At 69.3% G+C, this 13,090-nt stretch carries 12 protein-coding genes; 6 read left to right on the forward strand and 6 right to left on the reverse strand.

The features are described 5' to 3' along the window. Positions 1-25 precede the first annotated feature (25 nt). From yczE to KGD87_RS14260, 4 genes are read left to right on the forward strand one after another with little or no spacing between them, the layout of a single operon-like run. Complete coding sequence (gene yczE / locus KGD87_RS14245; RefSeq protein WP_284667966.1) at positions 26-637, forward strand: membrane protein YczE; 612 nt, start codon at positions 26-28, stop codon at positions 635-637. 42 nt (positions 638-679) lie between these two features. Next, on the forward strand, positions 680-1,447 hold the full coding sequence (locus KGD87_RS14250; RefSeq protein ID WP_284667967.1) for a hypothetical protein: 768 nt from the start codon (positions 680-682) through the stop codon (positions 1,445-1,447). Continuing rightward, positions 1,429-2,130, forward strand: coding sequence for a carboxypeptidase regulatory-like domain-containing protein (locus KGD87_RS14255; protein ID WP_284667968.1), 702 nt, complete (start codon positions 1,429-1,431; stop codon positions 2,128-2,130). Before KGD87_RS14250 ends, KGD87_RS14255 begins: the two co-directional genes overlap by 19 nt. A gap of 9 nt (positions 2,131-2,139) precedes the next feature. Beyond that, positions 2,140-4,158: an adenylate/guanylate cyclase domain-containing protein gene (locus tag KGD87_RS14260; RefSeq protein WP_284667969.1), complete on the forward strand. Its 2,019-nt coding sequence runs from the start codon at positions 2,140-2,142 to the stop codon at positions 4,156-4,158. A 69-nt stretch (positions 4,159-4,227) separates the two neighbouring features. Here KGD87_RS14260 and KGD87_RS14265 read toward each other — a convergent pair whose 3' ends face one another. Beyond that, positions 4,228-5,388: a 50S ribosomal protein L11 methyltransferase gene (locus KGD87_RS14265; RefSeq protein ID WP_284667970.1), complete on the reverse strand. Its 1,161-nt coding sequence runs from the start codon at positions 5,386-5,388 to the stop codon at positions 4,228-4,230. 115 nt (positions 5,389-5,503) lie between these two features. Between KGD87_RS14265 and KGD87_RS14270 the strand changes: the two genes are divergently transcribed. Continuing rightward, on the forward strand, positions 5,504-6,586 hold the full coding sequence (locus tag KGD87_RS14270; RefSeq protein ID WP_284667971.1) for a hypothetical protein: 1,083 nt from the start codon (positions 5,504-5,506) through the stop codon (positions 6,584-6,586). A 110-nt stretch (positions 6,587-6,696) separates the two neighbouring features. Here KGD87_RS14270 and KGD87_RS14275 read toward each other — a convergent pair whose 3' ends face one another. Then, entirely contained in the window at positions 6,697-7,305 is a 609-nt protein-coding gene (locus KGD87_RS14275; RefSeq protein WP_284667972.1) for a TetR/AcrR family transcriptional regulator, read from the reverse strand. Positions 7,306-7,341: 36 nt separating this feature from the next. Here KGD87_RS14275 and KGD87_RS14280 point away from each other — a divergent pair, with 36 nt between their 5' ends. Beyond that, positions 7,342-8,493 carry a saccharopine dehydrogenase NADP-binding domain-containing protein gene (locus tag KGD87_RS14280; protein WP_284667973.1) on the forward strand — a complete coding sequence of 384 codons (1,152 nt, stop codon included), beginning with the start codon at positions 7,342-7,344 and terminating at the stop codon, positions 8,491-8,493. On the opposite strand, the gene KGD87_RS14285 is transcribed toward KGD87_RS14280, so the two are convergent. The 4 genes from KGD87_RS14285 to KGD87_RS14300 form a co-directional block, all read right to left on the reverse strand. Then, the gene (locus KGD87_RS14285; RefSeq protein ID WP_284667974.1) at positions 8,468-9,007 is read right to left on the reverse strand and encodes an AAA family ATPase; all 540 of its coding nucleotides are present in this window, start codon (positions 9,005-9,007) and stop codon (positions 8,468-8,470) included. The two genes, KGD87_RS14280 and KGD87_RS14285, sit on opposite strands and share 26 nt — an antisense overlap. A gap of 137 nt (positions 9,008-9,144) precedes the next feature. Next, positions 9,145-9,897: a flavin monoamine oxidase family protein gene (locus tag KGD87_RS14290; protein WP_284667975.1), complete on the reverse strand. Its 753-nt coding sequence runs from the start codon at positions 9,895-9,897 to the stop codon at positions 9,145-9,147. Between the two features lie 263 nt (positions 9,898-10,160). After that, complete coding sequence (locus KGD87_RS14295; protein WP_284667976.1) at positions 10,161-10,301, reverse strand: FAD-dependent oxidoreductase; 141 nt, start codon at positions 10,299-10,301, stop codon at positions 10,161-10,163. Between the two features lie 184 nt (positions 10,302-10,485). After that, a complete protein-coding gene (locus KGD87_RS14300) occupies positions 10,486-12,696 on the reverse strand; it encodes a Kelch repeat-containing protein (protein WP_284667977.1) in 2,211 nt (736 codons plus the stop codon). Between the last annotated feature and the right edge of the window lie 394 nt (positions 12,697-13,090).

Genomic DNA, 13,090 nt, shown 5'->3' on the forward strand with positions numbered 1-13,090 from the left:
ACTGGCCCTTTTTCAAGCGGCCAGTTTGGCGCAAATCGACGGGATGACCCGTCGCCTGCTCCAGTTGTTCTTCGGCCTCGTCCTCTACGGACTGTCCATTGCGCTCATCGTCCGCGCCGAGCTGGGGCTGGATCCGTGGGACGTCTTGAACCAGGGCGTGTTCGAGCGCCTCGCGGCTCCGACCGGAATCGGCTTCGGCCTGGTGGTCAATCTGATTGGCATGGCCGTGCTGCTGCTGTGGATTCCCCTGCGCCAGAAGCCGGGAATCGGCACCGTGGCCAATGTGCTGGTCATCGGCACGGTCGCGGGTTTCAGCATGGAGTGGCTCCCGGCGAACCTGGGCCTGCCGATCCGGGCCGTGTTTCTGGGTTCGGGCATCGTGCTGAACGGCGTGGCCAGCGGCGCCTATATCGGCGTGGGGCTGGGTCCCGGTCCGCGCGACGGCCTGATGACCGGTATCGTGGCGCGCACCGGCTGGCCGGTGAAATGGGTGAGGACCGCCATCGAACTGACCGTCGTCGCCGTCGGTTGGGCGCTGGGCGGTTCGGTCGGCCTGGGCACGGTGCTCTATGCCGTCGGCATCGGCCCGCTGGTCCACGTCTTCCTGCCGCTGTTCACGATCAGAAAGGTGCGATAGTCAACCGCACAGGCACCCCCGAGCCGGGGGTGGGGAGGCCGAATGCGCACAGCCCACTGGGTGACAGTGGTGGCATGCATCGCGGGGCTGACGTGGGCCGCTCCCGCGCAGGCGGGGCGTCGCCCCTTCATCTGGACCTTTGACACCGAAATCGTCCCCAAGGGGGACGTCGAGCTCGAGCAGTGGCTGTGGGCCCGCAGCCGCGCGCCCAGCGCCCCCGACCGGCCCTCGGTGTACTGGATATGGTGGGGGCCCGTCATCGGGCTGAGCCAGCACCTGGAGCTCGCGATTCCCTTCCAGGTGCGCGCCAACCAGACCGACACCCAGCTCGAGTCCTTCGAGGCGGACTTCCGCTACCGGCTCTTCCCCCGGGGGGATGACGGCGCCTTCCAGCCGCTCGTGCGCGCGGTGTGGCACCAGGCCATCAACACGCCGGAGCCCTCGCGCGTGGACGTGGACCTCGTCGGCTCGTACCAGTGGGACAGCGGCCTCCGGACGACGGTCGACCTGGGCGCGCAGGTGGGCTTCCCCTCGCTGCGCGGCGACGCGGGGCCGGTCCGCATCCTCGGGACGTACTCCGTCGGCGTGGCCTACCCCGTCATCGAAGACGAGCTGCAGGTGTCGCTCGAGTCCTTCGGGGAGTTCGGACTGAAGGACGCGAACCAGGATCCGCACCTCTTCGTCGGGCCGAGCGTGGCGTGGACGTTCGGCCGGATGTGGATAACGGCCGGCGCCCTGATTGGCCTGACGGCCGTGGCCCCCGAAACCCCCCGCTTCATGCCGAGGCTCATATGGGCAGTCGCGCTCTGAAGTCCCTGCTGCTGGCGCTCCTGCTGGCCGCGCCGCTCGCGTCGGCGGAGCCGGGCAGCGTCCAGGGCGAGGTGCGCGTCTCCGTCATCGGCGCGGACGGCGAGCCGCGGCCGAAGGCGGACCGCTCCGGCATCGTCGTCTACCTCACCGGCTACACGGAGGAGCCTCCCGCCGAGGTGGCCGTGATGAGCCAGGCCAACAAGGCGTTCACCCCAGGCGTGCTGCCCGTCGTCGCCGGGCAGAAGGTGGAGTTCCTGAACAAGGACGTGGTGCTGCACAACGTCTTCTCGCGCTCGGTGGCCCGCAAGTTCGACGCGGGCAAGAACCGGCCCGGCGAGAAGTACGTGGAGACGTTCAAGAAGACGGGCATCATCGACGTCTACTGCGACATCCACGAGCAGATGGTGGCCACGCTGGTGGTGGTCCCCAACCGCGCCTTCGCGGTGACGGACAGGGACGGGCGCTTCGTGCTGCGCGGCGTGCCGCCCGGGCGCTACCCCATCTTCGCGGTGCACCGGCGGGACGAGAAGAGCGACATCGCCCGCGAGGAGGTCGTCGTGGAGGCGGGCCGCGCCAGCACGGCCACGCTGACGCTCGTGGAGACCCGCCCCGATGACACCCACCTGGACAAGCGTGGCAAGAAGTACACCCCCCGGCCCGACTACTCCGAGAAGGACCGCTGAGCGCCTCCCGTGACGCTCACCAAGAAGCTCATCCTCGCCTTCATGGCGCTCGCGGGCGCGGCGCTCGTCACCGCGCTGCTGCTCACCAACCTCGCCGTGGAGGCGGCGGCGAAGGAGAAGATCGCCAGTGATTTGGAGCGGACGCTGGAGGCCTTCGAGCAGCTCGCCCGCGCCAGCCAGGAGCGCATCCGCGACGTGGCCGAGGCGCGCACGCTGGACCGCTCCTTCAAGGAGATGTCGCTGTCGGTGAACTCCGTCGACGCCGAGGCGGGGCTGGGCGACGCGAGCTCGGAGACGGACGGCATCATCAGCGCCCGCGAGGTCATCGACTCGGCGGACACCGAGGCCTTCGGCTGGAGCCGCGACGGCCCGCTGCCCTGGGCCTTCTTCAACGCCAGCGGGCGGCTCGTCTACACGCGCGCCGCACCGGAGCAACTGAGCGAAGGCCCGGTCGACCTCCCCCTGCTCGCCACGTCGCTCCAGCGCGGTCCCACCTCCGCGCTCTGGTCTCCCGCGCAGCTGCGCGCCCTGCCCTTCGTCTTCGTTCCTCCCGAGGCGCTCCGGGAAGGGGACCTCCTGCTCGTCCATGCGCAGCCCGCCTACGGCTCGCGGCGGGACCAGGTGGGCGTGGTGCTGTCCGGACAGTGGGTGCGGGACGTGCTCCTGGAAGAACCCCTGGCGCCCCGGGCCCCCGGGCCCCACCTGGGAGACACCCGCGCCCGCTTCGTCGTGCGCACGGAGGACGGGGCCCTGGCCGCGCAGCTTCCCGTGGGCTCGCTCTTCGACGGCGACGGTGTGCGGTCCGGACAGGCCCACGACGTGTACATCGAAGGCACGCACTACCTCGCGCGCGGGGGTGAGCTGAGCGGCGTGGATGGGACCCGCATCGGCCAGGTGTTCGTGCTGCGCGACTTCGACGCGGAGATCAACCCCATCCTCCAGCGCTTCCAGCGCTGGCTCATCCCCACCGCCGTGGGCGTGGCGCTGCTCGCGCTGGCGGCGGCCGTCTTCATGGCGCGGAGCATGGCCGCGCCGCTGGTGCAACTGGAGGCCGCGGCCGGCCGCGTGCGCCTGGGGGACCTCACCGTCGAGGTGCCCGTGCGCGGCTCGGACGAGGTGGGCCGGGTGGCGCAGTCCTTCAACGAGATGGTCATCGGCCTGCGACAGCGGGACCAGATAAAGGGCCTCTTCAAGCGCTACCTCGCCCCCCAGGTGGTGGACGAGCTCCTCAAGCACCCGGAGAAGGCCGCTCCGGGCGGCGAGCGGAAGATGCTCACCGTGCTCTTCAGCGACCTGGTGGGCTTCACCTCCATGGGCGAGCAGATGAGCCCGGAGGACCTCGTCGCCGTCCTCAACACCTACTTCGAGCAGGCCACCGGCGTGCTGACGAAGCACGGCGCGACGCTCGACAAGTTCATCGGCGACGCCATCATGTGCTTCTGGAACGCGCCGCTGCCGCAGGAGGACCATGCGGCGCGCGCGTGCCTCACCGCGCTGGATCTGGTGGCGGCGGTGGAGCGGCTCGCCCCCGGATTCACTGCGCGAGGGCTGCCCCCGCTGGACTGCCGCATCGGCATCAACACCGGGCAGGGCGTGGCCGGCAACATCGGCTCCAGCGCGGCCCAGGACTACACCGTCATCGGCGACACGGTGAACCTGGCCTCGCGCCTGGAGGGCGCGGCCAAGGTCTACGGCACCCGCACGCTGGTGGCCGAGGAGACCCTCTCCGCCGCCCGGGGCGTGGTGCTGGCGCGAGAGCTGGACCTGCTGCGCGTCAAGGGCAAGCAGCAGTCGGTACGCGTCTTCGAGCTGGTAGGCCCGGCGGGCACGCCGCCTCCACCGCACCTGGCGCGCTTCGCCGAGGGGCTCGCGCTCTACCGGGCCCGCCGCTTCGCCGAGGCCCGAGCCGCGTTCCTCGCCTCGCCGGAGGACGTGCCTTCGGGACGGTTCGCCGCGAGGTGCGAGGCCCTGCTCGCGGCGCCCCCTCCCGAAGATTGGGACGGCGTCTTCACCCTCGACAGCAAGTAGGCGCACCGTCCAGGCTCTTCTCCCACGCGCCGAAGGCCACGAAGTGCTCGGCATTGGCGGGCTCCACGCTCATCCCCCGCTTGTCGGCTTCAAGCAGTAGAGCGTGGTCCGCTCGCGAGAGCGCGCCATGTGCAGCGGGTCCGACGTGTCCTTCGCTTTCGAGTGCCGCGCCGGGGTCGACCGGGCCCACTCCACCGCCAGGCCGCACCGTTCGAATTCCGCTTCGAGCCACCCGGGTGAGCGCAGGCCGAGCAGCACCGCGAGGTCCGAGAGGAGCAGCAGGCCCACACCGCCAGGCGCCAGCGAGGCGGAGAGGCCTTCGAGGAAGCGCCGCAGGAACTGGCTGTCCTCGTCGAACACCGCGCGGTCCACCCGGTTCTTGGGCGGCTCGGGAATCCAGGGTGGGTTGCACACCACGAGGTCCGCCGTGCCCTTCGGGAACAGGTCGGCCTCCGCCACCTGGAAGCGCTTGCCGAGCCCGAGTTGCTCCGCGTTCTCCCGGGAACAGGCCACGGCGCGCGAATCACAATCCGTCGCCTGCACGGACGCCGCGCCCCGCTGGAGGAGGATGAACGAGAGCACGCCGGTGCCAGTGCCAATGTCAAACACGCGCTTGCCCTTCACCTCCGTGAGGGAGAGCAGGAGCTCCACATAGTCCGTGCGGGTCGGAAGGTAGACGCCGTAGTGCGGGTGAAGCAGCCCTGTGAGGCCTGGAACGGCGAGCCCCTTGCGACGCCACTCCGCCGCCCCGAGCATGCCCAGGAGCTGCTTGAGCGGGACCACGGTGGTGTCCGTCGTGGGAGCCCCCCACACCTGCAGGCAGGTCAGCGAAGTGTCCGGCGCCCGCGCGAGCCCTAACCGGTAGTCGCGGTCGAGGGACACGACGATGCGCGACAGCGTCTCGTGTTCGAGCTGCCGTGCCTTGCGCTCGGCACGGAAGGCCTCCAGCGGCGAGCGCGCCTTCGCGGGCTGCGGGAGCCGCCGGCTCAGCGCGCCGAGGAGCTGCTTCGCGTTGTGGAAGTCACCGGAGTACAGCAGGAACTCGCCTCGGCGCACCCGCTTGAGCGCCGTATCCGCGCTGAGGCGGTCATTCACGGGAGACAGCCGAGCAGGCGCGGGCACCGCGCTCTCGGAGTGCCAGGTGAAGGCGGAGCCCGGCGACAGCTCGGACTGAGAGACGGAGGCGGACGGCCCCTCGGGTGAGGCGTCGGTTCGGGGAGCGCGAGACATGGCCCTGGGGTAGCACGTCCACGCACGCCCGTCGCGTGGGGAAACCACCGCCTCGCTGGGGAGCCAGCGCATCGCCATTGCCGGGACAGTGGGGGCGCGTAACGTGGAGGGCACCATGACCTCCCTTCGCGCTATCGCGCTCTCCTGCATCGTCGTGCTCGGCTTCGTCGCTGCTTGCGGCAAGGATTCTCCCCCTCCCGAAGGTCCACCCGACGCGTCCGTGCCCGAGCAGTGCGACAGCGCCGGCTTCGAGCTGTGCGACGGCACCTGTACGCGCATCGAGACCGACCCGGCGCACTGCGGCGGCTGCAACCAGGCCTGCGCGACCACGGAGGCCTGTGAGGGTGGCGTCTGCATCGCGGTCTGTCAGATTGGCGACCAGCAGGTCTCCTCCGGGACAGTGAACGCGGCGAATGCGTGCGAGCAGTGCGCGCCGGAAACGTCCGCGACCACGTGGACGCAGCGCGCGGACGGGACGCAATGCAGCCCGGGACAGGTTTGCTCGGACGGCCTGTGCGGCCCGAAGTGCTTCATTGCTGGCATCCTCTACGCCGAGGGGGCGGTGAACCCGGAGAACCCCTGCGAAACGTGCCAGCCGGCGGCGTCGACGGCGAGCTGGACGGCGCGCGCCAGCATTCCGCTGCTGCGCGGCGGCGAGGATCTCACGGAGCAAGGCTGGACGACAGTCGCGCAGACGCCGAACACGCTCACGTACGGCGAGGACTTCGTTCGCCTCGCGACGTCGACGGACAGCGGCGCGCGGACGAGCGGCCAACTGCTCATCGCGCGGGCGAACGCGCTCGATGGAACGAAGCCGTTCAAGCTCCAGGTGACGATGCAGGTCGAATCGGTGAACCCCCACAACTCGCTCGACAGCGGAGCGGCCATCCTGGGGAGCTTCACGATGCCGTTCGGCAACGCCACGGATCGTTCGCAGATGATCTACCTCGACAGCGCGGCGATCGGCTGGGCGGATGACACGCAGTCCGCGGCGTTCTCCGTGACGGACGGCGCGTATCATGTCTACGAGCTCGCGGTGGATGCGGCGAAGGTGGCGACGGTGAGCATCGACGGTGTCGCGAAGCTCACGCGGAGCAACTTCACGACGACCGGCACCATCGCCATCGGCGACCAGACAAACGATTCGAACGTCGATGGCGCGGTGCGAATCCAGTCGGTCGAGCTGCTCTGTCTTTAGTCCTCCGAACGGACGCAAACCCACGGAGGCGCCGTCCTGTACGGGATTGAGCGCCTCCGCCCGTCGACTCGCGAGCACGCTCGCGCCTGCGATGGACTCGGGGCCGTCCCCTACCCCTTGCGCGCGGCTTCGATGAGCGCGAGCGCGGCGTTTCGCAGCAGCGGCAGTGCCTCCCTGGCGAGGAGGGTCTGCGAGCTCACGAACGCCCCGTTGATGAGGAGGGCCAACTGTCCGGCGAGTTCATCGGGGCGCCCGGCTCCGAGGCGCTCGGCAAGACGCTTCAAGCGCCGCCGCAGCTCCTGCTTGTGCGCTGTCGCCACGCGGCGTGCCGGGTGGTCTGCGTCGGGGAACTCCGCGGCGACGTTCAGTTGCGGGCAGCCGCGGTAGTTCGGCCGAGCGACACGTTCGGCGATCCACTTGAGGTGAGCCTCCAGCTCCGCCAGCGGCGCGTCGGCGTTCGCCTGCGCCACGCGGTCCCAGCCGCCCCAGAAGTCCTCGTCCTCCCGCTGGAGGAACGCGGCGATCAGGTCGTCCTTGGTCCCGAAGTAACGGTACAGGCTGGTCTTGGCCACGCCCGCTTTCTCCACGACGAGGTCAACGCCCACCGCGCGTACGCCCTGGCGGTAGAAGAGCTCGGAGGCGGTCGCGAGGATGCGCTCCCTCACCTCCGCGAGCGCTTCCGGTGGAGGGGCTTTGGTTCGGGCTCGGGTCGTCGCCATGGCTACTCCTTGTCCCCGCATCATCGTACACCGCCGTTGACGCGATACAGACCCGTATGTAGGGTCCCCGCCACGCAACGAACAGACAGGTCTGTTTCGTCACGGCAAGAGGAGAACCCCCTGACCGCTTCCAATCCTTCCCCAGGGAAAAGGCATGTCGTCGCTGTCTTCGGGGCCAATGGCCACACGGGCCGCTTCGTCGTTGCCGAGCTGCTGCGGCGCGGCCATCGGGTCGTGGCCATGGGCAGGGACTTCGCACGGCTTTCCGCTGCGTTCGAGCAGACGGAGGTCGAGCTTCGCGCCGCCTGTCTCGAGGACTCCGACGCGCTTGGGCGGGCGCTCGTGGGAGTGGAGGTCATCGTCAACTGCGCCGGGCCGTTCCTCGACACCGCGGAGGCCCTGGTGGCGGCGGCGCTGCGCGCCAGGGTCCACTACCTCGATGTGAGCGCGGAGCAGGCCAGCGCGCAGGCGCTGTTCGAGCGGTTCTCCGTTGCCGCGGAGGACGCGGGAATACTCGTCCTGCCCGCGGTCGGCTTCTACGGCGGCTTCGCCGACCTGCTTGCCACCGTGGCAACCGCGGGATGGGCGGAGGCAGATGCGGTGAGCATCGGCATCGCGTTGGATGCCTGGTGGCCAACACCAGGCACGCGGAACACGGGCCGCCGTAACACCGTGCCGCGCGTGGTCATCGAGGCAGGCAAGCTCGCACCCAAGGGCGCCGCGGGGCCCTCCGAGTGGCACTTCCCCGCCCCCTTCGGCAGGCAGGAGATGGCCGAGGTGCCTTTCTCCGAAATGGTCCTCATCCACCGGCACCTGCGAGCGATGCAAGTGCGGACGTGGCTCAACACCAGGCCACTGGACGACTTGAGCAATCCTTCCACACCACCGCCTGTGGCGACCGATGCGTCCGGGCGCTCCGCGCAGCGGTTCCTGGTGGAGGTGCGTGCCCGCCGGGGTGCAGAGGAACGCCGCGTCACAGCCAGCGGGCGCGACATCTACGCGTTCACCGCTCCGCTGGTGGTCGAAGCCGTTGAGCGTATCCTGGCCGGTGGCGCGCACGCGGGCGTTCGCTCAGTCGGCGAAGCCTTCGATGCAGCGGACTACCTGCGTTCGCTGGCATCGCATTTCGACTTCGACCCTTCGACCTTGGCGGCAGACGGCGCTATCCGCGCGCCAGCCGCTCGATGACTTGGGTGACTCGCGCAGCCCTAGTGCCTTGGATGGGGAGAACCTCCACGCCCAACTCAAATGGGTCATCGAGCAGTATCCGGGCGAGCGCATCGTCCACCGCGGCTCTCGACTCGCGGTCTGCGCTCGCCGGGAGCCGGATGAAATCGTGTTCCTCAATCGGCACGAAGACGATGAGCTCGAGCGTCTGAACGGCGGAGCGCACCTGGGGAAGCCACGCCTCCAGGTCGAACGAATCCGCGTCCTCATGCGTCTGGAGGTATCCCAGGAAGTCGAGTGGGCAACGGTCAAACAGGATGTTTCGTGAGCGCTTCTCGCCTTCGAGCAACTCCACCGAGAATCGGAGCTGTTCGAGGAAGTCCTCCAAGGAGGGAGGCGACGCGAACTCGTAGCCCAACTCTTCGAGGAGGAAGTACGGCTCTTCGGCGAGCCGGTACCCCTCGAGTCGTTCCCCGAGCAAGTCAATCAGCGTCGACTTGCCCACCCGGTGTGAACCTGTCACGGCGATGCGCATGACGTCCTATACCGCGCCTCAAGACACCGTGCGGCACAGGAAGCAGCGGAGCAGGTGGAGGCCGCCTTCCCTTTCAACGGCCCCAAAGCCAGGAAGCAGCCCGCACGGGCTCTCGCAAGGCGCTTCCGCGGTCCGGCTCAAGCGCCGCGCAGGCCCCTCCGCCATGCCCCCCCGCTGGCTCCTGACAGGATTTCACGGGCGGCGCGTTGGCCTGACAAGAGCGACCCCTCCATCCAGCCGGGCATGGGAGAGGTCTGGTCTCCGGCGAAGTGGACCCGGCCTTCGCGCGTCGCGAGCAGGCGCCCCCACTGCGTGAGTTGCTTCGGCCGGAACCACGCAAAGGCGCCCCGAGCCCAAGGGTCCAGGCCCCATGCGTAGGAGGTGCCGCGCTGCGCTTCGGAGGACACCTCTGGCGCGAACTGGCTCAGCCCGCGAACAGTCCTGGCGATGCGCTCCTCCTCGGAGAGAGGGCTCGCCGCGCGGGCGCACGGGCCCACGCGATACGCTTCGAGGATGCCTGACGCCTGAGGTTGTGTCGGTGCGGCGTCCAGGACATGCATGATGGGGAGGTCCGTCGACCACCCCCACTCCGTCCAGGGGCGGCGCCGGTATTGGATGAAGGTGCGCACGACGGACGTATGCTCGAGCTCGCGAATCGCCCGCAGCTTCTCCGCCGAGAAGGCGGGGACGAGCTCCACGTCACGAAGGACCGAGAACCGGATGGCGCACACGAGCCGCTCCGCCGTGAACGTCCTGTGCGCTCCCGCGCTGCCACTGCAATACACGCGGACAATCCCCTGTTCTTGCTCGATGCGCTTCGCTGCCCATCCGAACTGAATCCTCCCACCGAGTGCCCCCGCCAGGGCGACGGGGAGCCGGAAGGACGCCAAGCGCCGAGCTCGCGTCGATGCCATCACCCACGAGGTCAAACCGCCCCAGGCTCACCGCGTCGATGGCCGCTGGAGAAGCGCCCCGCTCCGCGAGGGCCTCACGCAGCGTCAAGCCATCGAGGTGGGTCGCGCCTGGAGCGGGCCAGGACGCATGGAAGGGGTCGCCGACAGCCTCCACGAGGGGCGCCACGTACCTCCGATAGAGGCCTGCGAGGCCGAGCTGCGGCTCATCCTCCCTCACTCCCCGCAGGAGGTCCGTATCATCACCGGCGGGGCCAGGATGCGACGTCCCCGAAGGTGGAAGGGCCGCAGGGCCGAGAGCGCGCCTCGAGCACGACGACGTCCTGGCCCGCGAGGACCAGCGCCTGCGCTGCCGCCAGTCCCGCGCCCAGAATGGTGTCCATGCTGCTGAATCGCCTCAGGCCACGGAGTTGCTCGCGCAACGCCTCCTGTTGCTCGGGTGGCAGGCCCTGCTTGGCCATTGCCGACGTTTTGGTGGGATACCACAAGAGCCCGAGGCCCCGCGCAAGGACGCGCGCGGGGCCTCTTCATTTCGTCACGAACATACGTGAGCGACGGGGCCGGGCGTCACGGTGAGTAGAGGACCGCGGTGTTGAGGTACGAGCCGTCCCAGTGGCCTGCGGCAACGAGCACCTTGCCAGAGGGGAGCAGGACACCCGTGGGGCCCTGGCGGCCCGAGGGCATGCTCACGCTGAAAGAGACGGAGGCCGTGGCAGGGTCGTAGAGCTCGGTGATGGCGCTGATGGCCTGCGAGCCACCGGTGACCAGCAGCCGGCCCGAGGCCAGCATCACGTGCGTCGGATTGTTCCTGGCGTGGGTCAGCGTGCCCGCGCTCGCCTGGAGGTTGAGCGCCGGGTCGTACAACGCGAAATTGACGCCAGCGAGCAAGAGGACCCGCCCCGAGGGCAGCAGATGGCCCTGACTCCAACTCGTTCCGCTCGCCCCCGTCGCGGGCGCCCACGTATCCGTCGCGAGGTCATACAGCTCGGCGGCGGAGCTACCGCCCGCGACCAGGAGCTTCCCGGAGGGCAAGAGGACCGCGGAATGTGAGGCGCGCGACGTGGCGGCCATGCTTGCGATGGGCACCCAGGTATTCGTTGCCGGGTCATAGACCTCGGGGATGCTGTTGACCGCGCTGGCGGCGCCTCCGATGACCAGTACCTTGCCCGAGGGCAGCAAGGTGGCCGTGTGCCTCGCGCGCGCAAAGGTCAGAGGCGTGGCGGCACTCCAGGTGTTCGTCGCGGGGTCATAGATGTCGACGTTCCGGACCGACTGGTTGCCCGCCTGGTCGATGGAGCCGCCAATGGCCATGACCCTGCCGGAGGGCAGGCGCGTCAGCGTGTGGCTCCCGCGCGCGGAGCCCATGTTGCCTGCCGCGCTCCAGGCACCCGTGGCCGGGTCATAGAGTTCAGCCGAGGCCAGGGGGTTCGTGTTGTAGCCGCCCACGACCAGCACCTTGCCGGAGTCGAGGAGGACTCCGGGGGCCGCATAGCGGGGCGTAACCATGCTGCCGGTGGTCTCCCACCGCGCGGAGGCGCCGCTGCCGCAGTCCGTGCCATTGAGGACGCTGACGCTAAAGGTGTGCGACGCGGAGAATCCCCTGGCGTTGGTCACGGTGGCGGTGATGGTCGGCGCGGCACCCGCGGGCACGCACATCGGAGCTGTCCAGCGGACCTCGCTGGAGGTGAAGCCGTTCGTCGGCGTCCCCACCGTGCCGGTGCTCGCCGTCCAGCCGAAGGTGAGCGCGCTGCCATCGCCATCCTCGGCAATCACGCGAAGCGTGGCGCTGCCACCGCCGGCCACCGATGTCGCGGACTGGTTCGTCAGGACGATGCGCGGCGGAATGCTTGCCCCCGTGCCCGGTCCCACGCAGACGCGCAGCATGCCCTGACCCCGGCCGCCGTTCGGGTCCGTCACCGCGACGGTGAGTGGACAGTTCCCACACGAGTCTCCGGAAGGCACGGCGGTCGGAGTGAACGTCGCGCTGGCCGTGTCAGCCGCCGTCCACGTGCCCGCGCAGGCCGCCGTCCACTGGTAGGAGAGCGCGTCACCGTCGCCGTCCACGGCGTCCACCGTCACGGTGGTGCTCTGGCCCACCGGCACCGGAGAACGGGAGAGGGTGATTCCCCGCACGGACGGCGACGTGTTGAAGGACACGGTGACGCTGGCGCTGCCCGCCGTGCCGCCGTCCGTCGAGACGACGTTGACAGTGAGGTTGATACTGGCCGAGGCCCCGCGAGAATCCGTCACCGTCAGCGTGAGGACATATGCGCCCGACGTCTGCGGCGCCGTCCAAGTCGTGGTCGCCGTCCCCGTGGAGTTGAAGGTGCCGCTCGCCGCCGACCACGAATAGGTAAAGGTGTCGCTCACGTCCGGGTCGTGCGCCGTGGCCCGCAGGGTGATACTCCCGCCCGGGAGCACCGTGCTGGCCGCCGCCACCAGCGAGTCGATGCAAGGCACGGTGTTGTCGAAGGGCGGCGTCGTGTCGAGAGACTGCAGGGTGATGGCCACCACCGCGACCTCGCCCGCGGTGATGGTGACGCCCGTGGCCTGCCCCCGGTAGCGCAGCGCGCCCTCGGCGTTGAAGGCCTCCGCGGTGAAGGTGCGGTTGGTGCCCGCGGGCACCTGATAAAGCGAGCCACTCCAGGCTCCGTTCGCCAGGGCCAGCGTCGTCGTGGCCGACGGGACTCCCGTGGCGCTCAGGGTGACGGTGACCCGGGTCACATCGTCCCCCGCGAGTGCCTGAAGAATGGAGCCCGCGAACTGGACGGAGCCCATGTCCGCCGGCTCCTCCACGGAGGCTCCGCACCCCCACGAGGAGGACAGCGCCACGGCGACAAAGCACAGCAGCGCCCACTGAGTCTTTCTTTGTCTTTGCATCTGGGAGGGGTCCTTGCCTGAGTCGTGAGCAGGGAACCACCTCCGCCCCGGAGCAGGGGCCATCGCGAGTAGGAGATAGGCGGAAGGACAATTCCTTGCACCCGAATTCCGTCAGGAACGGAAGGCGAGTAAGGAAATTAAAGCACCTTTCTCCAAAAATGAGATGACATTTCTGCAAGCCCTTGCCGATCCGACCAAGGCTTGCCAGCGCGTGTCAAACCCAGACGCCGGTGTTCACTTCCAGTCCACGGCGCACTTCGCCGCGGGATGCTTCTCCGTCATCATCTCGCCG

Source organism: Myxococcus sp. SDU36 (assembly GCF_030168875.1).
In the GTDB taxonomy this organism is placed as follows: domain Bacteria; phylum Myxococcota; class Myxococcia; order Myxococcales; family Myxococcaceae; genus Myxococcus; species Myxococcus vastator.

Excerpts from the sequence above, each read along its gene's own strand:
- KGD87_RS14250 (WP_284667967.1), top strand. The coding sequence starts at position 680 with ATGCGCACAGCCCACTGGGTGACAGTGGTGGCATGCATCGCGGGGCTG.
- KGD87_RS14255 (WP_284667968.1), top strand. The coding sequence starts at position 1,429 with ATGGGCAGTCGCGCTCTGAAGTCCCTGCTGCTGGCGCTCCTGCTGGCC.
- KGD87_RS14265 (WP_284667970.1), bottom strand. The coding sequence starts at position 5,388 with ATGTCTCGCGCTCCCCGAACCGACGCCTCACCCGAGGGGCCGTCCGCC.
- KGD87_RS14270 (WP_284667971.1), top strand. The coding sequence starts at position 5,504 with ATGACCTCCCTTCGCGCTATCGCGCTCTCCTGCATCGTCGTGCTCGGC.
- KGD87_RS14275 (WP_284667972.1), bottom strand. The coding sequence starts at position 7,305 with ATGGCGACGACCCGAGCCCGAACCAAAGCCCCTCCACCGGAAGCGCTC.
- KGD87_RS14285 (WP_284667974.1), bottom strand. The coding sequence starts at position 9,007 with ATGCGCATCGCCGTGACAGGTTCACACCGGGTGGGCAAGTCGACGCTG.
- KGD87_RS14295 (WP_284667976.1), bottom strand. The coding sequence starts at position 10,301 with ATGGACACCATTCTGGGCGCGGGACTGGCGGCAGCGCAGGCGCTGGTC.
- KGD87_RS14300 (WP_284667977.1), bottom strand. The coding sequence starts at position 12,696 with ATGGGCTCCGTCCAGTTCGCGGGCTCCATTCTTCAGGCACTCGCGGGG.